General features: G+C 40.8%; 32 protein-coding genes. 1 reads left to right on the top strand and 31 read right to left on the bottom strand.

The window, feature by feature from the left end:
* Positions 1–73: 73 nt before the first annotated feature.
* From secY to tgt, 25 genes are all read right to left on the bottom strand, one after another.
* The gene (secY, locus tag HMPREF2634_RS04125; RefSeq protein ID WP_003026523.1) at positions 74–1,381 is read right to left on the bottom strand and encodes a preprotein translocase subunit SecY; all 1,308 of its coding nucleotides are present in this window, start codon (positions 1,379–1,381) and stop codon (positions 74–76) included.
* Positions 1,382–1,393: 12 nt separating this feature from the next.
* Positions 1,394–1,834 carry a 50S ribosomal protein L15 gene (gene rplO, locus HMPREF2634_RS04120; protein WP_003026525.1) on the bottom strand — a complete coding sequence of 147 codons (441 nt, stop codon included), beginning with the start codon at positions 1,832–1,834 and terminating at the stop codon, positions 1,394–1,396.
* Between the two features lie 160 nt (positions 1,835–1,994).
* Positions 1,995–2,177 carry a 50S ribosomal protein L30 gene (gene rpmD, locus HMPREF2634_RS04115; protein ID WP_003026528.1) on the bottom strand — a complete coding sequence of 61 codons (183 nt, stop codon included), beginning with the start codon at positions 2,175–2,177 and terminating at the stop codon, positions 1,995–1,997.
* Positions 2,178–2,191: 14 nt separating this feature from the next.
* Positions 2,192–2,686 carry a 30S ribosomal protein S5 gene (gene rpsE, locus HMPREF2634_RS04110; protein ID WP_003026530.1) on the bottom strand — a complete coding sequence of 165 codons (495 nt, stop codon included), beginning with the start codon at positions 2,684–2,686 and terminating at the stop codon, positions 2,192–2,194.
* An 18-nt stretch (positions 2,687–2,704) separates the two neighbouring features.
* Entirely contained in the window at positions 2,705–3,061 is a 357-nt protein-coding gene (gene rplR, locus HMPREF2634_RS04105; protein ID WP_003026531.1) for a 50S ribosomal protein L18, read from the bottom strand.
* Between the two features lie 81 nt (positions 3,062–3,142).
* Positions 3,143–3,679 (bottom strand): 50S ribosomal protein L6, encoded by a 537-nt coding sequence (gene rplF / locus HMPREF2634_RS04100; RefSeq protein WP_021002170.1) that lies wholly within the window; start codon positions 3,677–3,679, stop codon positions 3,143–3,145.
* Between the two features lie 242 nt (positions 3,680–3,921).
* Positions 3,922–4,320, bottom strand: a complete 399-nt coding sequence (gene rpsH / locus HMPREF2634_RS04095; protein ID WP_003026535.1) for a 30S ribosomal protein S8 — start codon at positions 4,318–4,320, stop codon at positions 3,922–3,924.
* A 185-nt stretch (positions 4,321–4,505) separates the two neighbouring features.
* Positions 4,506–4,691, bottom strand: a complete 186-nt coding sequence (locus HMPREF2634_RS04090) for a type Z 30S ribosomal protein S14 (RefSeq protein ID WP_001085699.1) — start codon at positions 4,689–4,691, stop codon at positions 4,506–4,508.
* Positions 4,692–4,708: 17 nt separating this feature from the next.
* Positions 4,709–5,251, bottom strand: a complete 543-nt coding sequence (gene rplE / locus HMPREF2634_RS04085; RefSeq protein WP_003026536.1) for a 50S ribosomal protein L5 — start codon at positions 5,249–5,251, stop codon at positions 4,709–4,711.
* A 23-nt stretch (positions 5,252–5,274) separates the two neighbouring features.
* Entirely contained in the window at positions 5,275–5,580 is a 306-nt protein-coding gene (gene rplX / locus HMPREF2634_RS04080; RefSeq protein ID WP_003026539.1) for a 50S ribosomal protein L24, read from the bottom strand.
* Positions 5,581–5,655: 75 nt separating this feature from the next.
* The gene (gene rplN / locus HMPREF2634_RS04075) at positions 5,656–6,024 is read right to left on the bottom strand and encodes a 50S ribosomal protein L14 (protein WP_003026541.1); all 369 of its coding nucleotides are present in this window, start codon (positions 6,022–6,024) and stop codon (positions 5,656–5,658) included.
* 25 nt (positions 6,025–6,049) lie between these two features.
* Positions 6,050–6,310 (bottom strand): 30S ribosomal protein S17, encoded by a 261-nt coding sequence (gene rpsQ, locus HMPREF2634_RS04070; protein WP_003026542.1) that lies wholly within the window; start codon positions 6,308–6,310, stop codon positions 6,050–6,052.
* Positions 6,311–6,337: 27 nt separating this feature from the next.
* Positions 6,338–6,544 (bottom strand): 50S ribosomal protein L29, encoded by a 207-nt coding sequence (gene rpmC / locus HMPREF2634_RS04065; protein ID WP_003026544.1) that lies wholly within the window; start codon positions 6,542–6,544, stop codon positions 6,338–6,340.
* 9 nt (positions 6,545–6,553) lie between these two features.
* Entirely contained in the window at positions 6,554–6,967 is a 414-nt protein-coding gene (gene rplP, locus HMPREF2634_RS04060; RefSeq protein WP_003026547.1) for a 50S ribosomal protein L16, read from the bottom strand.
* Positions 6,968–6,970: 3 nt separating this feature from the next.
* Positions 6,971–7,624, bottom strand: a complete 654-nt coding sequence (gene rpsC / locus HMPREF2634_RS04055) for a 30S ribosomal protein S3 (protein ID WP_021002172.1) — start codon at positions 7,622–7,624, stop codon at positions 6,971–6,973.
* A 12-nt stretch (positions 7,625–7,636) separates the two neighbouring features.
* Positions 7,637–7,981: a 50S ribosomal protein L22 gene (gene rplV, locus HMPREF2634_RS04050; protein WP_003026550.1), complete on the bottom strand. Its 345-nt coding sequence runs from the start codon at positions 7,979–7,981 to the stop codon at positions 7,637–7,639.
* 14 nt (positions 7,982–7,995) lie between these two features.
* Positions 7,996–8,274 carry a 30S ribosomal protein S19 gene (rpsS, locus tag HMPREF2634_RS04045; RefSeq protein WP_000533765.1) on the bottom strand — a complete coding sequence of 93 codons (279 nt, stop codon included), beginning with the start codon at positions 8,272–8,274 and terminating at the stop codon, positions 7,996–7,998.
* 237 nt (positions 8,275–8,511) lie between these two features.
* Positions 8,512–9,345: a 50S ribosomal protein L2 gene (rplB, locus tag HMPREF2634_RS04040; RefSeq protein ID WP_003026553.1), complete on the bottom strand. Its 834-nt coding sequence runs from the start codon at positions 9,343–9,345 to the stop codon at positions 8,512–8,514.
* A 17-nt stretch (positions 9,346–9,362) separates the two neighbouring features.
* Entirely contained in the window at positions 9,363–9,659 is a 297-nt protein-coding gene (locus HMPREF2634_RS04035) for a 50S ribosomal protein L23 (protein ID WP_003026555.1), read from the bottom strand.
* On the bottom strand, positions 9,659–10,282 hold the full coding sequence (gene rplD, locus HMPREF2634_RS04030; RefSeq protein ID WP_003026556.1) for a 50S ribosomal protein L4: 624 nt from the start codon (positions 10,280–10,282) through the stop codon (positions 9,659–9,661). The genes HMPREF2634_RS04035 and rplD overlap by 1 nt, the downstream gene beginning before the upstream one ends.
* A 24-nt stretch (positions 10,283–10,306) precedes the next feature.
* Positions 10,307–10,933: a 50S ribosomal protein L3 gene (rplC, locus tag HMPREF2634_RS04025; RefSeq protein WP_003026558.1), complete on the bottom strand. Its 627-nt coding sequence runs from the start codon at positions 10,931–10,933 to the stop codon at positions 10,307–10,309.
* 206 nt (positions 10,934–11,139) lie between these two features.
* Entirely contained in the window at positions 11,140–11,448 is a 309-nt protein-coding gene (rpsJ, locus tag HMPREF2634_RS04020; RefSeq protein WP_002894478.1) for a 30S ribosomal protein S10, read from the bottom strand.
* Positions 11,449–11,786: 338 nt separating this feature from the next.
* The gene (locus tag HMPREF2634_RS04015; protein ID WP_037590408.1) at positions 11,787–12,221 is read right to left on the bottom strand and encodes an FUSC family protein; all 435 of its coding nucleotides are present in this window, start codon (positions 12,219–12,221) and stop codon (positions 11,787–11,789) included.
* A gap of 178 nt (positions 12,222–12,399) precedes the next feature.
* Positions 12,400–13,041 carry a uridine kinase family protein gene (locus HMPREF2634_RS04010; RefSeq protein WP_003026561.1) on the bottom strand — a complete coding sequence of 214 codons (642 nt, stop codon included), beginning with the start codon at positions 13,039–13,041 and terminating at the stop codon, positions 12,400–12,402.
* Positions 13,042–14,184, bottom strand: coding sequence for a tRNA guanosine(34) transglycosylase Tgt (gene tgt, locus HMPREF2634_RS04005; RefSeq protein ID WP_003026563.1), 1,143 nt, complete (start codon positions 14,182–14,184; stop codon positions 13,042–13,044).
* A gap of 178 nt (positions 14,185–14,362) precedes the next feature.
* On the opposite strand from tgt, the gene HMPREF2634_RS04000 reads away from it, so the two are divergent.
* Entirely contained in the window at positions 14,363–15,208 is an 846-nt protein-coding gene (locus HMPREF2634_RS04000) for a DUF975 family protein (RefSeq protein WP_003026565.1), read from the top strand.
* A gap of 262 nt (positions 15,209–15,470) precedes the next feature.
* Here the strand turns inward: HMPREF2634_RS04000 and HMPREF2634_RS03995 are convergent, their stop codons facing one another.
* From HMPREF2634_RS03995 to HMPREF2634_RS10170, 6 genes are all read right to left on the bottom strand, one after another.
* A complete protein-coding gene (locus HMPREF2634_RS03995) occupies positions 15,471–15,947 on the bottom strand; it encodes a kinase (protein ID WP_041784063.1) in 477 nt (158 codons plus the stop codon).
* A gap of 17 nt (positions 15,948–15,964) precedes the next feature.
* Positions 15,965–16,402, bottom strand: a complete 438-nt coding sequence (locus HMPREF2634_RS03990) for a CoA-binding protein (protein ID WP_021002175.1) — start codon at positions 16,400–16,402, stop codon at positions 15,965–15,967.
* A 132-nt stretch (positions 16,403–16,534) separates the two neighbouring features.
* The gene (gene polA, locus HMPREF2634_RS03985; protein ID WP_057489832.1) at positions 16,535–19,180 is read right to left on the bottom strand and encodes a DNA polymerase I; all 2,646 of its coding nucleotides are present in this window, start codon (positions 19,178–19,180) and stop codon (positions 16,535–16,537) included.
* A 296-nt stretch (positions 19,181–19,476) separates the two neighbouring features.
* Positions 19,477–20,508 (bottom strand): sensor histidine kinase, encoded by a 1,032-nt coding sequence (locus tag HMPREF2634_RS03980; protein ID WP_003040501.1) that lies wholly within the window; start codon positions 20,506–20,508, stop codon positions 19,477–19,479.
* Between the two features lies 1 nt (position 20,509).
* Complete coding sequence (locus tag HMPREF2634_RS03975; RefSeq protein ID WP_021002177.1) at positions 20,510–21,196, bottom strand: response regulator transcription factor; 687 nt, start codon at positions 21,194–21,196, stop codon at positions 20,510–20,512.
* Between the two features lie 97 nt (positions 21,197–21,293).
* Positions 21,294–22,313, bottom strand: a 1,020-nt coding sequence (locus HMPREF2634_RS10170; protein ID WP_257362111.1) for an SSURE domain-containing protein, incomplete at its 5' end; no start/stop codon positions are given.

The following is a 22,313-nucleotide window of genomic DNA, read 5'->3' as shown; positions in this document are numbered from 1 at the left end:
TCATCAACCACTGCGTTCGTACTTTAACGCAAATTGCTTTTGAAAGTATAGAATATCTTTCTTTACTCTGTTTCTATTCTGTTGTATTCATAAAGCCAGTATATTTTCTCTTCAGAAGGTAACCTTCAAGCTGTTTCATTCCTTCAATACCAGTTGCAATAATAATCAGCAAACTAGTACCACCTAAAGCAACAGCATCTGTCAATCCAAACAAATCTTTTGCTAAAATCGGTAAAATCGAAATAAAGCCCAAGAAAAGTGAACCAACTGTCGCCAGGCGGCGAAGCAGCTTGGACATGTATTCTTCTGTACCTTTACCCGGACGGACACCATGAATATAGGCACCGCTCTTTTGCAAATTCTCTGCAGTTTTCTCTGGATTAATTTGTACAAATGTATAGAAAAATGTAAACAAAATAATCAAGAGTGCATACATCACAATTCCGCTTGCGGTTGTTGTTGCAAACAAGGACTGAGCCACTCGAACCCACTGTGCATTATGACCTGTAGCTGTCAAGAATTGGAAAATAGCTGCGGGTGCGGCAGTAATTGAACTTGCAAAGATAACCGGAATAACACCTGCTGGATTGACCTTCAAAGGAAGGTATGAGCTAGAAGGCGCACCTTGCGCAATCTTTGTATACTGGATTGGAATTTTGTATTCTGCTTGTTGAACGAATGTTGTAAAGTAAACAATGAGCAAAACAGCTATAATCAGAATAGTCACAAAAATGATAGATGAAGTAATACGGCTGCTTGGTACATTGACAAAGTAGTCTACATATATACTCTTAATCATTCCTGGAATTGCTGCTACGATACCTGCAAAGATAATCATAGAAACACCATTACCATAGCCTTTATCTGTGATTTGTTCCCCTAACCAAGTCACAATCATAGAACCTGTTGTCAAAAGGAAACCAATCAGCAAATAAGTTTGCCAGTTAGGCGTTGCCACCAACTTAGCACTAGACAAGGTATGGAAACCTGCTGTAATACCGATAGATTGAACAAACGCCAAGACTAAGGCAATATAGCGCGTTGCTTGATTTAACTTTCTTCGTCCAACTTCACCTTGCTTGCCCCATTCTACAAACTTAGGTAAAATATCCATTTGTAGCAATTGAACAACAATAGAGGCGGTAATATACGGACTAACTCCCAATGCAAATACTGAGAAATTTCGCAAAGCATTACCTGACACAAGGCTGAGCATGTTTAGAAATGAAAGCCCGTTAAGAGCTTCCAAGCTTTTTGCATTAACACCTGGAACAGTAATCGTCGTACCAATTCGAAATACTAATACAATAAAAATTGTAAAGAGAATTTTTGAACGAACCTGTTTGATTTTTAATGCATCTTTTAATAGTTTAAAAAACATAGGTCACCTCGCTTAGATGACTTCCACTGAACCACCTTTAGCAGTGATAGCTTCTTCGGCCGATTTAGAGAATTTAGCTGCTTTCACAGTCAATTTCTTTGTCAATTCGCCGTTACCAAGAATCTTAACACCAGATTTTTCAGCTTTTACAATCCCTGCTTCGATAAGGACAACTGGAGTTACTTCTGCCCCGTCTTCAAAAACATTCAATTGATCAAGATTTACAATTGCATATTCTTTACGATTGATGTTCAAGAAACCACGTTTTGGCATGCGACGGAACAATGGTGTTTGTCCACCTTCAAAACCAAGACGAACTTTACCACCACTACGAGCTTTTTGACCTTTTTGACCACGTCCAGCTGTTTTACCATTACCAGATGAAGTACCACGACCAACACGGTTACGGACTTTACGAGAACCTGTAGCAGGTTGTAATTCATGAAGTTTCATTATATTTTTTCTCCTCTTTTGTAAAATGCTAGCGCTTATACTGAGAAAAAGGTGTCCTCAGGATAAACTCGCCTATACATATATTTAGTTTAAGGGGCTGAGAAAATCCTCTCATCCCCTAGTTTATTTCAATTTAAAGTTTTGTTAGCAAAATGATTACTTACTTAACTTCTTCAACAGTTACCAAGTGTGATACTGCTGTAATCATACCACGAACAGCAGCATTATCTTCCTTGATAACTGAGCTATTTAATTTGCCAAGTCCAAGTGCTACAACAGTTTTACGTTGTGACGGAATGCGTCCGATTGGAGACTTTATCAAAGTAATTTTAATTTGAGCCATGTGAATCTCCTTTCTTATGCTAAGTCAGAAACTGAAATACCACGAAGGGCAGCAACTTCTTCAGCGCGTTTTAATTGTTTCAAACCTTCAATAGTTGCACGAACGATGTTGATTGGAGTGTTAGAACCAAGTGATTTAGATGTTACATCTGCTACACCTGCCAATTCAATGACGGCACGAACAGCACCACCAGCAGCTACTCCAGCACCTTCTACAGCTGGTTTCAACAAGACACGAGCTCCACCAAATTCAGATGTTACTTCGTGAGGAATTGTTGTGCCAACCATTGGTACCTCAATTAGGTTTTTCTTTGCATCTTCAACGGCTTTGCGAATTGCTTCTGGTACTTCTTGAGCTTTACCAGTACCAAAGCCAACACGACCATTACGGTCACCAACAACTACAAGAGCTGCAAAACGAAGACGACGTCCACCTTTAACAACTTTTGTAACACGGTTAATCGCAACTACGCGTTCTTCAAGTTCAACTGCATTGTCTTTAAATGCCATTTTTTAGTGTCCTCCCTATTAGAATTTCAATCCGTTTTCACGAGCTGCATCAGCCAAAGCTTTTACACGTCCGTGATATAGATATCCACCGCGGTCAAACACCACTTCAGTAATACCTTTAGCAACTGCACGTTCAGCAACAAGTTTGCCGACAACAACGGCTTGTTCAGTTTTAGTTCCTTTTGAAACTTCTTTGTCAAGAGTTGAAGCGCTTGCGAGCGTTACACCCGCTACGTCATCAATTACTTGAGCGTAGATGCCTGTATTAGAACGGAATACGTTCAAACGTGGGCGATCAGCAGTTCCAGAGAGTTTTCCGCGAACGCGACGATGGCGTTTTTGGCGGACTTTATTTTTATCTGGTTTCGAAATCACAATTTTCACCTCTTAATTTTATTGTATGCCTAAGCACAAAGTTGGAAATAAATATCTTGGTTGAAAAACAACCTTATAACATTATTTACCAGTTTTACCTTCTTTACGGCGAACGAATTCACCAACGTAGCGGATACCTTTCCCTTTATATGGTTCAGGAGCACGCAAGCTACGGATATAAGCAGCAGTTTGTCCAACTACTTCTTTTGAGATTCCGTTCACAACAATAGTCGTTGGATTTGGAAGTTCAAAAGTAATACCTTCAGGAGCTTCCACTTCATCTGGATGAGATTTACCAACTGAAAGTACCAATTTTTTACCTTGAAGTTGAGCACGGTATCCAACCCCACGCATTTCAAGTTCTTTCTTGAATCCTTCTGATACACCATGAACCATGTTGTTCAAAAGAGCACGAGTTGTTCCGTGGATTGTTTTCATTTCTTTTGTATCGTTTGGACGGTGAAGAGTTACTTCTGTTCCTTCCACACGAATATCAATATCTTTAGAGAACGTGCGAGTGAGTTCTCCTTTAGGTCCTTTTACAGTTACGACATTATCTTTGTTTGTCAATTCGACACCCGCAGGCAATGCAATAACTTTATTACCAATACGTGACATTTTTTGTTTTCTCCTGTTAAATTGTCAAGTCGTCCGAGGACGGCCAGTTTTCACGGGGGAACTATCATAGCAGTTTGTATGATAGTTCTAACGTTTTATTCAAATATATCATTCAAATCAGTTTTGCTAATCTGAACACGAGCTACGGCCTGTGTGAAAAAGATAAATCTATCTTGAATGCGGGCATTCATCGCTAGATTTTCTATTTTCACTTTGTCCGTCACGCTCTTTGTATCATGCAATTACCAAACATAGGCGATTACTTCCCCACCAACATTCTTTTGGCGTGCTTCTTTGTCAGTCAACAAGCCTTCAGATGTTGAGATAATCGCAATTCCAAGTCCATTCAAGACTTTTGGAAGATCTTCACATTTTTTGTAAACACGAAGTCCTGGTGTTGAAACACGTTTCAAACCAGTGATAACTTTTTCACCGTTTTGACCGTATTTAAGGAATACACGAATAACACCTTGTTTGTCATCTTCAATGTACTCGACGTTCTTCACAAAACCTTCGCGTTTAAGGATTTCAGCAATCCCTTTTTTGATATTTGATGCAGGTACTTCTAGCACTTCATGTTTTGCTTGATTCGCATTACGAATACGTGTCAAAAAGTCTGCAATTGGGTCAGTCATAACCATTTTGTTTTTCTCCTCTTACTAGTAGTTTGATAATTCACTTGCTAGTTAATGATTGAGCTAGGCTCAGAATATTATTTTATTTATAAATTCCATTTTCTAAGTGAGCCTAGGCATTCGCTCGCAAGCATAACTTGGGTTAGGCAAGAGCGAATAACGACGACTCACGGCGAAAATGGAAGCTATAATTACCAAGAAGCTTTGGTAACGCCTGGAATTTGTCCTTTGTATGCTAACTCGCGGAAGCAAACACGGCAAAGTTTAAACTTGCGGTAAACTGAATGTGGACGACCACAACGTTCGCAACGAGTGTAAGCTTGCGTAGAGAACTTCGCAGGGCGTTTGTTCTTAGCAATCATTGATTTTTTAGCCAATTTATTTACCTCCTAGATTATTTTGCAAAAGGCATTCCAAGGCCTGTAAGCAATTCACGTGATTCTTCATCCGTGTTAGCAGTTGTTACAATAACAATGTCAAGACCACGAGTCTTGTCAACATCATCAAAGTTGATTTCTGGGAAAATCAATTGTTCTTTCACACCAAGTGTGTAGTTTCCGCGTCCATCAAATGATTTTGTTGGAACACCGTGGAAGTCACGAACACGTGGAAGTGATACAGTAACCAATTTATCCAAGAATTCATACATGCGTTCGCCGCGAAGAGTTACCTTAGCACCAATCGCTACACCTTCACGAAGACGGAAGCCGGCGATAGATTTTTTAGCTTTAGTGATAAGTGGTTTTTGACCTGAGATAAGAGCAAGCTCTTCAGCAGCTTTTTCAAGATTTTTAGCGTTTGATACAGCATCTCCAACACCCATGTTCAAAACGATTTTATCCACTTTTGGCACAGCCATAACAGATGAGTAGTTAAACTTTTCAGTCAAAGCAGGAACTACTTCATTAAGATATTTTTCTTTTAAACGATTAGCCATTATACTTCTCCTTTCCTTCGTGATTAGTCAAGCACTTCGCCTGATTTTTTATTGTAACGAACTTTTTTGCCGTCTACAAACTTGTAGCCAACACGCCCTGCAACACCATTTTTGTCCAACACTTGAACGTTAGATACATGGATTGGTGCTTCTTTTTCTACGATAGCACCTTGAGGGTTTTCGTTATTCGGTTTTTGGTGTTTCTTGATGATATTTACACCTTCAACAACAACTTTATTTACTTTTGGAAGTGCGGCAACGACTTTAGCTTCAACGCCTTTGTCTTTACCAGCAATCACGCGAACTTTATCGCCAGTTTTTACAAACATTGGTTTCTCCTTTGATTTCTTACGCCCTGATGGGCACCCTATCTATCAAAGATAGGGGACTTAGTTTGTTTTTGATTAAAGTACTTCTGGAGCAAGTGAGACGATCTTCATAAATCCACCTTCACGCAATTCGCGTGCTACTGGACCAAAGATACGTGTCCCGCGAGGTGTTTTATCATCACGGATAATCACTGCAGCATTTTCGTCAAATTTGATGTATGAACCATCTTTGCGACGAGCACCTGATTTAGTACGAACGATAACCGCTTTTACAACGTCACCTTTTTTAACCGCACCACCAGGAGTAGCTTGTTTTACAGATGCAACGATGACATCGCCAATGCTAGCGAATTTACGCTTTGAACCACCAAGAACTTTGATTGTCAAGATTTCGCGGGCACCGCTGTTGTCAGCAACTTTCAAACGAGTTTCTGTTTGAATCATTTAAGTTTTCTCCTTTCTGGTTTGATTAGATAATAACTGCTTCTTCTACAACTTCTACAAGACGGAAGCGTTTTGTAGCTGAAAGCGGACGAGTTTCCATGATACGAACAATATCGCCTTCTTTAGCGATGTTATTTTCATCATGCGCTTTGTATTTTTTAGAGTAGTTAATACGCTTACCATAGACTGGGTGGTTACGTTTTGTTTCAACTACAACTGTGATTGTTTTATCCATCTTGTCAGAAACGACGCGTCCAACAAGCGTTTTACGTTGATTACGTTCCATTTTAGAATTTCTCCTTTCCCAAGTCTATTATTTCATTTCTGATTGAACAGTTTTGATACGAGCGATTTGCTTTTTCACTTCTTTCAAGCGTGCAGTTTGTTCTAATTGACCTGTTGCTGCTTGGAAACGAAGTTCAAACAATTCTTTCTTCAATTCTCTTTCACGCTTCGCGAGTTCTTCTTGAGAAAGACCACGAAGTTCTTTAACAAATTCTTTTACTTCATTAAGTTTCATGCCTTCTCCTTATTCTGCTTCACGTTTTACGAATTTTGTTTTAACCGGTAATTTGTGGCTTGCAAGACGAAGCGCTTCGCGAGCAACTTCCTCAGGCACACCACCGATTTCAAACATCACTTTACCACGTTTAACTGGTGCAACCCAACCTTCTGGAGCACCTTTCCCAGATCCCATACGAACCCCGATAGCTTTGGCAGTGTATGATTTGTGTGGGAAGATTTTAATCCAAACCTTACCACCACGTTTCATGTAACGCGTCATAGCGATACGAGCAGCTTCGATTTGGCGGTTTGTGATCCAATGGCTAGTAGTTGCTTGAAGACCATATTCTCCAAATGCCACTTCCTTACCACCTTTAGCTTCACCGCGCATTTTACCACGAAATTCGCGACGGTGTTTAACACGTTTAGGTACTAACATTGGTTATTTACCTCCTTTAGTGTTTTTACGAGCTGGAAGAACTTCTCCGCGGTAAATCCAGACTTTAACACCAAGTTTACCGTAAGTAGTATCTGCTTCTTCCCAAGCGTAATCAATATCTGCACGAAGCGTATGAAGCGGAACAGTTCCTTCAGAATACCCTTCACTACGAGCAATATCAGCACCGTTCAAGCGGCCAGATACTTGAGTTTTAATTCCTTTAGCTCCCGCACGCATGGTACGTTGAATTGCTTGTTTTTGAGCACGACGGAAAGCAACACGTTGTTCTAATTGGCGAGCAATTCCTTCACCAACAAGATGAGCATCCAAATCTGGTGATTTGATTTCAATGATGTTGATGTGGACTTGTTTACCAGTCAATTTGTTAAGTTTTGCACGAAGTGCATCAACGTTTGCTCCACCTTTACCGATAACCATACCTGGTTTAGCAGTGTGAAGAGAAACGTTTACTTTATTTACTGCGCGTTCGATTTCAATAGTTGAAACAGCTGCGTCAGCTAATTCTTTTTGAACGAATTTACGGATTGCAAGATCTTCATGAAGGTAATCCGCGTATTCTTTTTCAGCATACCATTTGGCATCCCAGTCACGGATGATACCGACACGCATACCTATTGGATGTACTTTTTGACCCACGATTTTACCTCCTTATTTTTCTGCAACGACCACTGTGATGTGGCTAGTGCGTTTGTTGATTGGTGAAGCTGAACCTTTTGCGCGTGGACGGAAACGTTTCATTGTTGGCCCTTCGTTTGCGTAAGCTTCAGATACTACCAAGTTTGCTTTTTCCAAACCAAAGTTGTTTTCTGCATTAGCGATTGCTGAGTTCAACACTTTTTCGATAATGCCAGCAGCTTTGTTTGGAGTGAATTTCAAGATTGCGATTGCGTCAGCGACGTCTTTCCCGCGGATATTGTCAAGAACTAGACGAGATTTACGAGGTGAAACGCGCACTGTACGAGCCATTGCTTTAGCTGAAGTAATTTCTGCCATGTTTTTCTCCTCTCTTATCTACGTGTCTTCTTGTCGTCAGCAGCGTGACCTTTGTAAGTACGAGTTGGTGCAAATTCACCAAGTTTGTGTCCTACCATGTCTTCTTGGATGTAAACAGGAACATGTTTACGTCCATCATAAACTGCAATTGTATATCCGATGAAACTTGGGAAAATCGTTGAACGACGTGACCAAGTTTTGATGACTTTTTTCTTTTCGTCATTAGCTTGAGCTTCAACTTTTTTCATCAAATGCTCATCGACGAAAGGTCCTTTTTTAAGACTGCGTCCCATTTTTATGTTTTCTCCTTTAAAATATGTACCACAACGGCTTGCACTGACAATCAGCGCTACCGAGCTGGCGGAATTTTGCGAGTTAGCTCGTTAATTATAAGTATGTAACAACTCACGAGGGGCAGTGGTTGATTGCTAGTTAGCTATAGCTACAAGCCTTGCTACACATCTAATCAACTTTGCCAAGGTTTCGCAACGAAGTTTGGTAGCTAAACCGCCAAACTTCTGCTCAGCCGCCTATTTCTCGTTGCGACGACGAATAATAAGTTTGTCGGATTTCGCTTTCTTGTTACGAGTTTTAAGTCCAAGAGCAGGTTTGCCCCATGGAGTAGATGGTGCTTTACGACCAACTGGTGCTTTACCTTCACCACCACCGTGTGGGTGATCGTTCGGGTTCATTACAGAACCGCGGACTGTTGGGCGGATGCCTTTCCAGCGGCTGCGTCCAGCCTTACCAAGGTTAACCAATCCATGTTGTTCATTTCCAACAACACCGACAGTTGCACGGCAAGTTCCAAGAATCATGCGAACTTCGCCTGATTGCAAACGAACAAGAACATATTTACCTTCTTGTCCCAATACTTGGGCAGAAGCTCCAGCAGCACGTACCAATTCACCACCATGTCCTGGTTTCAATTCAATATTATGAATCAATGTACCAACTGGGATATTAGCAAGTGGAAGAGCATTTCCGACTTTAATATCCGCTTCTGGTCCAGAAACGATGCGTTGACCAACTTCAAGACCTTTAGGAGCGATGATGTAAGCTTTCACACCGTCAGTGTAATGTACAAGAGCGATGTTTGCCGAACGATTTGGATCGTATTCAATTGTTTTAACAACTGCTTCAACACCGTCTTTGTTACGTTTGAAGTCAATCAAACGGTAATGGCGTTTGTGTCCACCACCTTGGTGACGAACCGTGATACGACCGTTGTTGTTACGACCAGCTTTGTTGTTCAAAGAAACAAGCAAAGTTTTTTCTGGAGTGCTCGTTGTGATTTCAGCGAAATCCAAAGAAGTCATATTACGGCGACCATTTGTAGTTGGTTTATAAACTCTGATTCCCACGATATTTCCTCCTTAGATTATTCTGCTTCAGCACCGAACAACTCGATTGCTTTAGAATCAGCTGTAAGAGTGATGATAGCTTTTTTAGTTTTGTTTGTAAAGCCAGTATAACGCCCTACACGTTTTGCTTTTGGTTTTACATTGATTGTGTTCACATTTGCAACTTTCACTCCGTCAAAAGCAGCTTCAACCGCTTGTTTGATCAAAAGTTTATGAGCACGAGTGTCCACTTCAAATACGTATTTGCCTTCTTCAAGAAGAGCCATTGTGCTTTCTGTGATGATAGGCTTTTTGATTACGTCATACAAATTCATTATGCAAGAACCTCCTCGATTGTAGAGATAGCTTCTTTAGTAACAAGAAGTTTGTCGCTATTTACGATATCAAGAACACTTGCAGTTGTTGCTGTTGCAACTTTCACATTTGGAAGGTTACGAGCTGAAAGTGCAGCAAATTCGTTTCCTTCTTCGAGAATTACAAGTACTTTTGTATCAAGGCTAAGCGCAGCAAGTACTTTTGCAAACTCAGCAGTCTTTGGAGCTGTAAATGAAAGGCTGTCTACAGCTACGAATTTGTCCTCAGCAACTTTTTCAGAATAAACTGATTTAAGTGCCAATCTACGAACTTTTTGTGGAAGTTTGTAGGCGTATGAACGAGGAGTTGGACCAAATACGGTACCACCACCACGCCATTGTGGAGAGCGAATAGAACCTTGACGCGCACGTCCAGTTCCTTTTTGACGCCATGGTTTGCGTCCGCCACCTGATACTGCAGAGCGGTTTTTAACAGCGTGAGTTCCTTGACGAAGGCTTGCACGTTGACTGATAACAACGTCAAAGACAACTGATTCATTTGGCTCAATACCAAATACTGCATCGTTAAGAACTACTTCACCAGCTTCTTTACCAGTTTGGTCAAATAATTTTACGTTTGCCATTGTGACTGATTTCCCCTTTCTTTATTATTTACCAGCTTTAACTGCTGACTTGATAGTGATAAGAGATTTCTTAGCACCAGGCACGTTACCTTTGATGAGGATAACGTTTTTCTCTGGAACAACTTGTGCGATTTCAAGGTTTTGAATCGTTACACGGTTGCCACCCATGCGTCCTGCCAAGTGTTTGTTTTTGAAAACACGGTTAGGCGCAACTGGTCCCATAGAACCAGGACGACGGTGATAACGAGAACCGTGAGCCATTGGACCACGTGATTGACCGTGGCGTTTGATAACACCTTGGAAACCTTTACCTTTTGAAGTTCCTGTTACATCAACAACATCGCCAGCTTCGAATGTATCCACTGTGATTTCTGCACCGACCTCTAAGCCTTCAATGTTTTTGAATTCACGAATGAAGCGCTTAGGAGCCGTGTTAGCTTTCGCTACATGTCCTTTAGCAGGTTTGTTGCTCAATACATCACGAAGGTCGTCAAAACCGACTTGAACAGCGTTATAACCATCTGTTTCAACTGTCTTTACTTGAAGAACCACGTTTGGTGTTGCTTCAACAACAGTTACAGGGATCAATTCGCCAGCTTCAGTGAAGATTTGAGTCATTCCCACTTTTTTCCCTAAGATTCCTTTTGTCATGAGAAAATGTTTCCTTTTCTATATTTTTTCAAAAAGTTTTTAACGAGCGTTTTTTATGCTCAAGATTAAGATATTAAGGGCGTTAAGAGAGTCTGGCAAAAATAGGAAACTGACGCAGTGTTCGACGAACACTAGGAAGTTCATCTTTTTTGCAGAGCTCTTAGCCCGTATTCAGTTAAGCCCGAATACTTTTACCTTGCATCTGATTATAGTTTGATTTCTACGTTCACACCACTTGGAAGATCCAACTTCATCAAAGCATCAACTGTTTTTTGAGTTGGGTTGATGATATCAATCAAACGTTTGTGTGTACGCATTTCAAATTGTTCGCGAGAATCTTTGTATTTGTGAGTCGCGCGAATGATTGTGTAGAGGCTACGTTCAGTCGGAAGTGGGATTGGTCCTGCAACTTCTGCACCTGTACGAGTAGCAGTTTCTACGATTTTTGCAGCCGCTGTATCAAGTGTACGATGTTCGTATGCTTTCAAACGGATACGGATTTTTTTGTTTGCCATCTTTTTCTCCTTTTCGTCTATTTAAGATAATAGGCTAGCTCCACAAGAAAACCGAGACGCCATTGCGTGGCAATGCAACCGAGCGTGTCGCAACCTCTTGTATCAAAGCTACAGACTGTTTTTCACAGCACCATAATAGAATAACACAAAGATTCAATGATTGCAAGGGATTTGAGAATTTTTTTGAGATTTTTTTGACAAAAAGAGACTTCGCAAGACAAAAAACGAATTTAGCTCAGCGAATAGTTAAAAAAACAGAGAAAACTTGCTAATTTCTCTGGTTCATGTTTTCTAAATAATGAGTATTGAATATTATTTTTTGTCTTGCTTTATTGGTACTATATACCCCAAGCAACAATCGCTCCGTAGATAGTGGATAACAGTCTATTTGCTGCGTAAAGCAAGTCTCCTTTTCCCATAATCGCAACAATCAATAATGTTAAAACTGCAATTCTCGCTAAGAAAGGAGGTAAGACAACTGATTTGCTAACATATAGAGTTCCAAGAATAGCTAACATTAACAGACAGAATAACGTTATCTTACTTGGGATGAAATGATAACAGTAAATCAGAAGAACAGCCGCTAGACCACCTATCAAAGTTGCTAAAATCCGATGATATCCACTCTTTTTGCTGGTCAGACCCTCTTCCTGTACACACAGCAAAGCCGAAAAAGAAGCTGGTAAAATACCTAAAAAAGGAATGAGCCAGGCACTTACAATACAAAACATAACTGAGACAACGATTTTAAAATCGAGTGAATTTAATTTCATTTTTATCTCTTTGATTATTTGTTCTAATTGTAACACTAAACCAATCAATCGCAAAGAACATTTCCCAAACAAAAACACCACTAACATGATGTAGTGGCATTTGGGAGATTATGAAAAAGAAAAGTTTTAGGATAAATATAGAATAACTTTTCAACCTTAAAACTAGCTTAACGTAACTTTATTTTTTAAAATAGAGATTTTTAACCTTAAAAGTATTCCCCGATTGACAGACCAATATATCTGCAAGGTCTTGATAAGGTCTATAATAACGCTCGTATTGCTCACGACGTGCTTGGTGCGTTCTCTCAATCCACTCAGGCTGCCGATTGCGTACTGCTACATCACGAGATAAGCGACGCTCTAATTCCGTTGCTGCATCGGTGTAAAAACAAATAGACAAATCAAACAGCTCTTTCGGCAGAAAAGCAACTGACATGCCTTCCACAATTAGAATTGGTTTTTCCGCTGAAAGTCGCTGACTTGGTGCCCAAGGCTGGTCAATCGTCACTATATCGCAGCCAGATTGCAAAGCTCTTATATCACGTTCCAAGCTCTTCAATTCATGAGCCACTGGAAGACAGGCTGTCACTTTTTGCTCAGGAAATTCTTTAACCGCCAGCAAGTCACGATATTCCCCGTCTATTATATAAAGATCAGCCACAAGCAGATTAACTCGCTCTCGCCCCAGACTTTCTACTAAACGTTTGGCAAAAGTAGATTTTCCAGAAGCACCGTGTCCGTAAATCGCAAGAGTATGTTTTTTCCCATCCAGCAAATAATTCTTGACTACTTCTACTAACGACTTCTCACCGTGATTCATCTAGAAATTCCTCTTTGAATGATTGTAACCATAGCGCTCGATGAAATCTTCACGAAATTCAAGCAAATTGTCATCTAGAATAGCTTGGCGGACATTTTTCATCAGATTGATGAGGAAATAGAGATTATGATAGCTGGTTAGGCGGAGTCCAAAGGTTTCATCAGCTTTGAGCAAATGACGAAGATAAGCGCGCGTATAGTTTTTGCAGGTGTAGCAATCACAGTTATGATCGAGCGGTGTGAAATCCTCTGCAAATTGAGCATTTTTCACGACCAAACGCCCCTCACTGGTCATGCAGGTACCATTTCTGGCAATTCGTGTTGGTAGCACGCAGTCAAACATATCCACACCACGTATTACCCCGTCAATCAGACTGTCTGGCGCTCCAACTCCCATGAGATAGCGAGGCTTGTTTTCAGGCAGCATCGGAGTTGTAAAGTCCAATACGGCATTCATCTCTTCATGAGATTCACCTACAGCTAAACCACCAATAGAATATCCTGGAAAATCCATACTAACCAAATCATGGGCTGACTGGCGGCGCAAATCTTCAAAACCAGCACCCTGCACAATCCCAAAGAGACCCTGGTCATGCGGACGGCGATGCGCTTTGAGTCCACGCTCTGCCCAGCGGCTGGTCCGCTCAATGGATTTCTTGACATAATCGTACGGTTGATAGAACTGCGGGCATTCATCAAAGGACATCATGATGTCACTGCCTAGATTGTTTTGAATAGAAATGGCCTTTTCTGGGGAGAGAAACATTTTTGCGCCGTTCAGGTGATTCTTGAAGGTCACCCCTTCTTCGGTGATGTTACGGCTGTCTGCCAAGGAATAAACTTGAAAACCACCGCTGTCTGTCAGAATAGCCTGATCCCAGTTCATAAATTTATGAAGTCCACCAGCACGCGCAATCAGCTCATCACCCGGCCGCAACCAGAGATGGTAGGTATTGGATAAAATAATCCCTGAACCCATTTCTTTGAGTTCTTCTGGCGACTGGGTCTTGACGGTCGCCTGGGTTCCAACCGGCATAAACATGGGAGTTGGAAAAGTGCCATGCGGCGTGATAATTTCTCCCAAACGAGCACCTGTATGCTTCTCTTTTTTAATCAAACGATATTGAATCGGTGAATCTGACATTTTTACCTCCGATACTGGGAAAAACAGTCCCAGACCTTCATTTTACAGTGTGTGAATTCATTTGACTCACAACATCCTGTATGATTTTATCAAAAAAAGGAAGAAAGATAAAGTAGATAAAAACTTTTCTTTCTCTTAGAAGAATATGGTATAATATTTTTCAATATAGGAGGCAAATATGAACTTAAGTGAATTGCGAGCAGAAGCTCGTCGTATCCAACGCCAAACCAAGGGAATCTACGCACTCTTTTTAGTGCCAATTGTGACTGCGATTGTTTCCGTTGTTTACAATTATTCTTCAGACACCTTGTCCAATAATATCTTACAATATGGCATCCAAAATACGGTTGTCCACGGGATCAATCGCTCATTGTTCCCAGTAGCGATTAGTTTTATCGTATCTTTCTTTTTAACTGCTGCCTTTTGGACCTTACTGGAAGTCATTCGTGGAAAACGACAAGAGGTGCATTTTTCAGATTCCATTCGGACTTTTGACAGTAAAATAATCGGTCCTGTTTTCATGACGCTTTTGCTCAAACGCGTATTGCTATTTCTGTGGAATATTTTCGTCTGGATTGGGAGCGGCATGATGATTCTTGCTAGTTTTAGTATCATTAAACTCCTCCCCAATTCTCAAGATATCTCACAAAACGTTGCGCTTCAAACAACTATTGGAACTTTATTGCTCTATATTCTTATCGGTTTTCTCTTGATGATTATAGGCGTTCTGATTGCACTCCCTCAGTACTATGCCTATTCTCAAGTGGAATTTATCCTCTTTGACAGCTTGGAAAACAATAGCTACGATGGCGCCTTTAAAGTAATCCGTGCGAGTCGTCAGATGATGAAAGGTTACAAGGGAAAGAGATTTGTTCTTGATTTAACCTTTATCGGTTGGTACTTGCTAAGTGCCCTTACTTTTGGAATTGCTTCTATTTATGTTTATCCCTACGTTTATACAGCTCAGACTCTTTTCTATGAAGCTGTCAGAAAGGAAAAAGAACAAATTCCGATTTTTTCTTAATTTTTCTAACTCTGAAAAATAAAATTAACCTCACAAAGACTTGGACAGTTGTTCAGGTCTTTTAAGTTCATTCTATTTTTATCTCGCACAATCACTCAACTAACGCGCAGTATCATAAACTCTACACAAAAAAGCCACCAATTGGGTGACTTTATTAGGGAGATTATTATGAAAAAGTTTAGGATTTCTATCAAACAAAGTTAGGAGGTCTTCATTTGATAAATATAGTATAACCAAGTTAGCTTAAACCAAACTTAATTTTTTAGAACAAATTGATTTTTTTAGAAATTTCTTGAAAGGCATCTTTCAGCGAATCTTGATCTGTAAAAGTTGCTACTTCCCAACCTAAGAAATCACATTCTTTCCACCAACGTTTCATGTCAGCTGGACTGAAATCTACTTTCTTGCTCCTTGTTTGATGGCGGCGAACCGCTTCTTCAAAAGTCAAATCATAATAGTAAGACAGAACTTTTGGATAAAAGAGGTCACGCAGTTCTTCTAGCATTTGCCTGTAAATGTCTGTTTCATAAAATCCTTCAACGATAACCAACAAATCTCGCTCATAGCCATAACGGGCAATGGTTGCCGTCAAAGAGATTGACAAATTGTCCGGCCCGACTTTTTCTTTTAGCATGTCACGGCAAACGACATCTTGAGAAATGACAAGTGTCCTTCGTCCATAATACTCTTGCAATTTCTTTGCCAGACTCGTTTTTCCTGAACCAGAATTACCTCTGATATCACCAACGTTGGAATTTACCCTCCTAAAATCAGACGGGTATGCTCCTGCTTGATACAGCGGTTCATGACAATATCATCGTGCCCAACTGCACGAAGGATTTGCTCGGCTTCTTCATTTTCCAAGCCCAATTGTGCCCAGAAAATCTTAGCATTCACTTGCAGAAAATCACGCGCCACATCTGGCAAAAACTCACTGCGACGGTAGACATCAACAATATCCACCGAAAAAGGAATGTCCTTGAGACTGGCATAGACGGTTTCTCCTAAAATCTGACCGCCGGCTGCTCGCGGATTGACCGGAATAATCCGATAGCCCCGTTCTTGCATCTCCTTGGATACACGGTGGCTGGTTGCCTCTTCGCGATCTGACAAACCAACAACTGCAATCACCTTGCTGTTTTCTAAATAATGTTTGACAATTCCATCGCTGGGATTTTTGAAATGATAGGTCATAAAATTTTCTCCGTAATTTTTATGTATTGTGAGTCATGCTGATCCTTTTGAATCCGAAACACAGTTATAACCATTAAGAAGCCGAACGACACAAGAACCTCTCGTTGTCCTTATGAACTTAGCACCTTGTTTTTACTTTGCTTCATACCAGGTCTTACCCGCACTTTCGTCCGCTTTCAAGGGAACAGAAAGTTCAATGGCAGATTCCATGATGTCTTTGACCAGCGCTTTGATAGCGGTCAGTTCGTTTTCGGGCACTTCTAGCACAATTTCATCATGAACTTGCAGCAACATTCTGGTTTTAAAATTCCCATCTATCAGAGCTTGGTCCAGTCGAATCATTGCAATTTTGAGAATATCTGCAGCCGATCCTTGAATCGGTGAGTTGATAGCTGTCCGTTCTGCAAATCCTCGGACATTGAAGTTACGAGAATTAATATCCGGGATCTCCCGACGACGGTGAAAGAGAGTTTCTACATAGCCTTTATCTCGAGCCTCTCGTACCACATTTTCCATATAATTCTTAATTCCAGGATAGCGCTCAAAATAAGTATCAATATAGGACTTCGCTTCCTTACGGCTAATCCCCAGATTGTTGGCAAGTCCAAAGTCAGAAATTCCGTAAACAACACCAAAGTTGACAGCTTTGGCATTGCGGCGGTCATTTGGTGTCACATCTTCTGGTCTTTCGATATTAAAAACCCGCATGGCTGTTGAAGTGTGAATATCTGCCCCATGTCTGAATGCCTCAATCAGATGCTCATCACCTGAAATATGCGCCAAAACCCGCAGCTCAATTTGCGAATAATCAGAGCTAAGTAAGACACTATTCTCCCACTCTGGCACAAAAGCTTTCCGAATCAAGCGACCTTGCTCTAGGCGGATTGGGATATTTTGCAGATTAGGGTCAACACTTGATAGGCGTCCTGTCTGAGTCAAATCTTGAAGATAGCGAGTGTGAATCTTTCCGTCTGCTAGAATCCAGTCCTGTAGTCCCGTGACATAGGTTGATTGAATCTTAGCAATTTGCCGATAGTCCAGAATTTTTTCCACAATTGGCGCGATTGGTGCCAAACGTTCCAATACATCTACTGCCGTAGAATAGCCCGTTTTGGTTTTCTTAGTAAAAGACGTTGGCAAACCTAATTTTTCGAAGAGAATGCCCCCCAACTGTTTAGGTGAGTTAATGTTAAACTCCTCGCCAGCAAGCTCATAGATGTCCTGCGTTAGTTGGGTAAGAAGCACCTCATTTTCAGCCTGCATGGTTTGCAATGTTTCGCGCTTTACCTTGATACCAGCAATTTCCATTTTAGCTAGTACAAAGGCTAAAGGTTGCTCCATTTCGTACAGCAGATTAAGCTGGTCATGCTGGCGCAGCAAGTCTGTCATAGGCTTTTCCGTTTCAACGAGAACTGTGACTTTTCTGGCTAAATGGCTCAATAAAATAGCTTTTTCAGGCAGTGCCCGCTTAGCGCCTTTCCCATAAACCGCCTCATCTTCGGCGAGTTTGGTCTTGCCATAAAGACCAGCAATTGTTGCGATTTCGTTGTTATCAACGGTTGAAAGAAGGTACTTAGCTAAACGGCTATCAAATGCAGGTCGCGAAAGCTCAATGCCTAAGCGACTGAGCAAGACCTTGGAGCGTTTAAAATCATAAACCTTGAGGGCTGTGTTTTCCAAAAATTCTTTGAAAGCTGGTTGATGCAAGAGGTTGATGTCCTGACTGGCATAAATCTGCTGTGCATTTCCCCACGCAAAGCCCACCATCTCGTCTATGTGGTAATTGTCCCCCAACATTTCAAAGTAGAAAAAATCATCTTTACTGAGCATTTCTGGACGGACTTCCGTCACTTCCTCAAAAGCAATGTCAGCCGCCTCTTCTGGCTCTACTTCCGCTTCCAGCGCTTGCTTAAATTGTTTAAAGCCCATTTCATCATAGAATCTACCTAGTTGTTTAATATCTGATCCTCGATAGAGAATATCTTCTAAACCGATTTCAATCGGAGCTTGAGTGTCAATGGTGGCAAGTGTTCTAGATAAGAAAGCAATGTCCTTGTCATTGATGAGATTTTCCTTCATCTTAGACTGCTTCATTTGGTCAATGTTGTCATAAATGCCTTCCAGAGAGCCATATTCCAAGAGGAGCTTGAGTCCCGTTTTCTCACCGATTTTCGTCACACCAGGGATATTGTCCGAAGAATCCCCCATGAGAGCTTTAAGGTCAATAAATTGTGTGGGTGTAATTCCCATTTTTTCCATGAGGTAGGCTGGTGTGAATTCCTCAAACTCAGCCACACCTTTTTTAGAAATTTCCACAATAGTATTATCATCGGTCAGCTGGATTAGATCCTTGTCTCCGCTCACGATTGTCACATCGTAGGGTACAGGCGTGTTTTCAGCCATTTTATCCAGAGTTCCAATAATATCATCAGCTTCATACTGATCCAAGTCGTAATAACGAATACCTAACTTATCCAGCATTTCTCGGATAAAAGGAAGCTGCTCACGAAATTCCTCCGGCGTTTTAGCTCGACCACCTTTGTAATCAGCATACATCTCTGTCCGAAAGGTGGTCTTCCCCGCATCAAATGCCACCAAGATATGAGTCGGCTGTACACGTTCTATCAAGTGATTCAACATAAGATGAAAGCCGTAAATGGCATTAGTGTGAAGCCCAGACGGACTCTTAAAACGGTCAATTTGATTATACAGTGCAAAAAAAGCACGAAAAGCAACGGACGAGCCGTCAATCAATAGTAATTTATTCTTATTTTCCATAGACTTATTATACCATGAAACCAAAGAAATTTTCTGATTAAGGATAATGACCGCACGCAAAAGACTTAAGAAAAATTTCTTAATCCCTTATATATTTTGATACAACAATTTCTCCAAATGTTTCACCGCATCTGCAAAGTGATCCACTACATACGTCGCCGCTTTTTGGACATCCTTCGGAGCATATGCCATGCAGTAGGAAATATCGGATTTTTCAAAGATTGCAAACTAACTAATAAAAATAAAGAATGAGATAACCCGAAATGTTCATTTTTCTAGTCTATCTCACTTTCATTTTATAAATCTAATACAAGTGAAAAACTGCTACCTTGTCCATACTCACTTTGCACGAAAATATCACCACCCAATTGGCGTGCCAATTCACGTGCAATATAGAGCCCTAGACCGTGCCCGCCAGTTTTCATATTGCGAGAAGATTCTACCCGATAAAGTCGTTTAAATATTTTCTCCAAATCCTCTGACTTAATGCCCTGACCTTCATCTGCCACCGTTAAAGTCAAGCGCTTATTGTCAACCGCCGCATCAATAGTAAGCTTAGTGCCTGCTTCTGAATACTTAAAAGCATTGCTGACCAGATTGAGAATAATCCGTGACAGCTTATCATAATGACTCACGATTTTTGCTGATTCTGGCTGCACCGAAATCTGAATATCTCGGTCTTCTTTATCAATCACCAATTGGAACTCCGACATAATATCAATCAAAAGCTTATCAAGGAAAATTTCTTCTTTTTCAAGCGGTACATCTGGCTGATTCATCGTATTCAGAGTGATAAAACTTAGCTCCTCGACCAGCTTATTCAACCGATCGGTCTGCCGACTGATGGTTTTGAGATAATACTGCTGCTCATCTGCCGCAATCACACCGTCTAGCATTCCTTCCACGCTTGCCTGAATGGAAGTTAAAGGAGTCTTGATATCATGCGATAGTTGTGCAATCATCAAACCCTTTTCCTTCTCACTTTCTTCCAACGAAGTAAAGGTACTTTGCAAGTTTCTTGACATATTATTAAAAGCATCTGCCAGCTCTTTAAATTCAGTTGGATTTTTTATATCATTTACTGTTGCAAACTTCTTGTCAGAAATTCCTTTTATGAGCTGTTTTAATTTATCCAAAGAGAGGAAAACGCGGCTCAACAGCAAAAGGCTAACCAATGCCCCTGTAATACTAGCTAGAATGCTAATACCAATAATAAAATAAATATCACTTTTTGAAATCAGCATGGTGTTGACAGACCAGATGATTGCAACAACCGTGATCGTTGTGGAAATGAGGTATCCAACAATAATAAAGTGTTTTAATTTCATTTTAAACCTCTATCTTATACCCTAAGCCCCAGACGGTCTTAATTGTGGGCGTTTTTTCAGTACTGAACTTAGCTAAATCCTGCCGCAAGGCATGAATGTGAACATTCAACGTATTTGTATCATCTACAAAATCTTCTTGCCAGACTTTCTCATACAATTCTGTCTTAGAAAAGACCCGCTGAGGATTGCTGGCCAAAATCCATAGCAACTCAAAAGATTTAATGGTCATCATCAACGATTGTCCGTGCACTGTCACTTCGCGCGTTGCATGATTTATTTCTAAATCCCCTAGTTGGAGTTTTTCATCTGCTCCCACACTGCGGTGAATGCGCCGCAAGATATTATGCACCCGCAACACCAACTCCCGCGGACTGAAAGGTTTGGTAATAAAATCATCCGCTCCCATACTGAGGGAATAAATTTTATCCGGTTCAGATGTTTTAGCAGTGATAAAAAGGAAAGGTTGCTCCGGAGCAAGATACTGCACTTCGCCAATCAAATCATACCCGTCCATGTTGGGCATCATAATGTCGGTGACAATCAAATCAGTCGGATATTTCTTAAAAAGCTCCAAAGCTTCCTGCCCATCATGCGCCACATTGACTTCATAACCTGCCTGTGTTAAATAACGCTTGTTAATCTCGGTAATCTCTACTTCATCATCTACTAACAAAATTCTCTTCGTCATTTTCTTACCTCTATTGTGAAAAATAGTGTTATACCACGAAAAAGTATAACACTATTTCTATACTTGATTCAAGCGTTATTGCTCACAAATGCGAGAATTACTTCTTTTCTCTGCGTTTCATGCCAACAAGTGCTAAAATAGCTGCTGCACTTAATCCAAGAAGTCCTAGGACTGTCAAGCCAAGAGAGGATTTTTGACCTGTATTAGGAAGCGATTTTTTGCTTGCTGTAGCTTGTCTACCTTTTGAAGTTGTTGCAGAAGGTGTGCCACCTTTATTTGAATGCTTGCTTCCGTCATGATCTGCTTTTTTACCTTGGTTTTGTACCTGATCATTTTGACCTTGTTGAGATTGTCCTTTAGAGTCCGCTTTCTTTTCACCTTTTAGGTTAATCGTCACAGATTTCGTCGCAATGACATTCTTCAAGTCCGCTTTGCCATCTTTGGTTGCTCCATACACTGTAACAGTCGCTTTATACAAATGTGTTCCATTGGCTTTTAACTGTTCTAACAGAGCTTTGTCTTGTTTACCTGCAGCATTACCGTCCAATGAAACTTGGTAGAAATATTGGCCTTTGCCTAAGCCCGCTAGTGGCAATAGACCTGGATGCTTAGCTGAGCCATTATCTGACCAGGGTGCTCCGTTTGATGATTTGAGCAGAAGACGAGTCAACATGCCATCTCCACCAAAGAGTTCATACGGAATCACTTCATTCACACCAGCTGTAAATGGTCCAGGATGGTTCGCATTTTGTAAGAAGGACGCTGGAACATCTGTACTTTCTTTAATGTTTTCTAAGACGGATTTCTTAATTTGGTCCGCTGTTGTTGTGCCATTTAAGTTCAATTTTACTTGACGAGTCGCAATCACATTGTTCAAATCAGCCTTGCCATCTTTGGTTGCACCGTAAACTGTGACTGTTGCAGTATAGCTGTGCGTACCGTTGGCTTTCAATTGATCCAAGAGCGCTTTACCTTGTTTGCCGGCCGCATTACCATTGAGTGATACTTGGTAGAAATATTTGCCTTTGCCTAAGCCTGCTAATGGCAACAAGCCTGGATGATTCGCTGTGCCATTATCTGACCATGGTGCTCCGTTTGATGATTTGAGCAGAAGACG

The organism is Streptococcus sp. HMSC034B03 (assembly GCF_001838575.1).
GTDB lineage: Bacteria > Bacillota > Bacilli > Lactobacillales > Streptococcaceae > Streptococcus > Streptococcus anginosus.
Note: the sequence above shows the minus strand (reverse complement) of the source record. Positions and strands in the feature narration are given on the sequence as shown.

Coding starts and splice junctions, on each gene's coding strand:
- secY (WP_003026523.1), bottom strand. CDS start 1,381: ATGTTTTTTAAACTATTAAAAGATGCATTAAAAATCAAACAGGTTCGT.
- rplO (WP_003026525.1), bottom strand. CDS start 1,834: ATGAAACTTCATGAATTACAACCTGCTACAGGTTCTCGTAAAGTCCGT.
- rpmD (WP_003026528.1), bottom strand. CDS start 2,177: ATGGCTCAAATTAAAATTACTTTGATAAAGTCTCCAATCGGACGCATT.
- rpsE (WP_003026530.1), bottom strand. CDS start 2,686: ATGGCATTTAAAGACAATGCAGTTGAACTTGAAGAACGCGTAGTTGCG.
- rplF (WP_021002170.1), bottom strand. CDS start 3,679: ATGTCACGTATTGGTAATAAAGTTATTGCATTGCCTGCGGGTGTCGAA.
- rpsH (WP_003026535.1), bottom strand. CDS start 4,320: ATGGTTATGACTGACCCAATTGCAGACTTTTTGACACGTATTCGTAAT.
- rplE (WP_003026536.1), bottom strand. CDS start 5,251: ATGGCTAATCGTTTAAAAGAAAAATATCTTAATGAAGTAGTTCCTGCT.
- rplX (WP_003026539.1), bottom strand. CDS start 5,580: ATGTTTGTAAAAACTGGCGATAAAGTTCGCGTGATTGCTGGTAAAGAC.
- rplN (WP_003026541.1), bottom strand. CDS start 6,024: ATGATTCAAACAGAAACTCGTTTGAAAGTTGCTGACAACAGCGGTGCC.
- rpsQ (WP_003026542.1), bottom strand. CDS start 6,310: ATGGAACGTAATCAACGTAAAACGCTTGTTGGACGCGTCGTTTCTGAC.
- rpmC (WP_003026544.1), bottom strand. CDS start 6,544: ATGAAACTTAATGAAGTAAAAGAATTTGTTAAAGAACTTCGTGGTCTT.
- rplP (WP_003026547.1), bottom strand. CDS start 6,967: ATGTTAGTACCTAAACGTGTTAAACACCGTCGCGAATTTCGTGGTAAA.
- rplV (WP_003026550.1), bottom strand. CDS start 7,981: ATGGCAGAAATTACTTCAGCTAAAGCAATGGCTCGTACAGTGCGCGTT.
- rpsS (WP_000533765.1), bottom strand. CDS start 8,274: ATGGGACGCAGTCTTAAAAAAGGACCTTTCGTCGATGAGCATTTGATG.
- HMPREF2634_RS04035 (WP_003026555.1), bottom strand. CDS start 9,659: ATGAATTTGTATGACGTAATCAAAAAGCCTATCATCACAGAAAGCACA.
- rplD (WP_003026556.1), bottom strand. CDS start 10,282: ATGGCAAACGTAAAATTATTTGACCAAACTGGTAAAGAAGCTGGTGAA.
- rplC (WP_003026558.1), bottom strand. CDS start 10,933: ATGACAAAAGGAATCTTAGGGAAAAAAGTGGGAATGACTCAAATCTTC.
- rpsJ (WP_002894478.1), bottom strand. CDS start 11,448: ATGGCAAACAAAAAAATCCGTATCCGTTTGAAAGCATACGAACATCGT.
- HMPREF2634_RS04015 (WP_037590408.1), bottom strand. CDS start 12,221: ATGAAATTAAATTCACTCGATTTTAAAATCGTTGTCTCAGTTATGTTT.
- HMPREF2634_RS04010 (WP_003026561.1), bottom strand. CDS start 13,041: ATGAATCACGGTGAGAAGTCGTTAGTAGAAGTAGTCAAGAATTATTTG.
- tgt (WP_003026563.1), bottom strand. CDS start 14,184: ATGTCAGATTCACCGATTCAATATCGTTTGATTAAAAAAGAGAAGCAT.
- HMPREF2634_RS04000 (WP_003026565.1), top strand. CDS start 14,363: ATGAACTTAAGTGAATTGCGAGCAGAAGCTCGTCGTATCCAACGCCAA.
- HMPREF2634_RS03990 (WP_021002175.1), bottom strand. CDS start 16,402: ATGACCTATCATTTCAAAAATCCCAGCGATGGAATTGTCAAACATTAT.
- polA (WP_057489832.1), bottom strand. CDS start 19,180: ATGGAAAATAAGAATAAATTACTATTGATTGACGGCTCGTCCGTTGCT.
- HMPREF2634_RS03980 (WP_003040501.1), bottom strand. CDS start 20,508: ATGAAATTAAAACACTTTATTATTGTTGGATACCTCATTTCCACAACG.
- HMPREF2634_RS03975 (WP_021002177.1), bottom strand. CDS start 21,196: ATGACGAAGAGAATTTTGTTAGTAGATGATGAAGTAGAGATTACCGAG.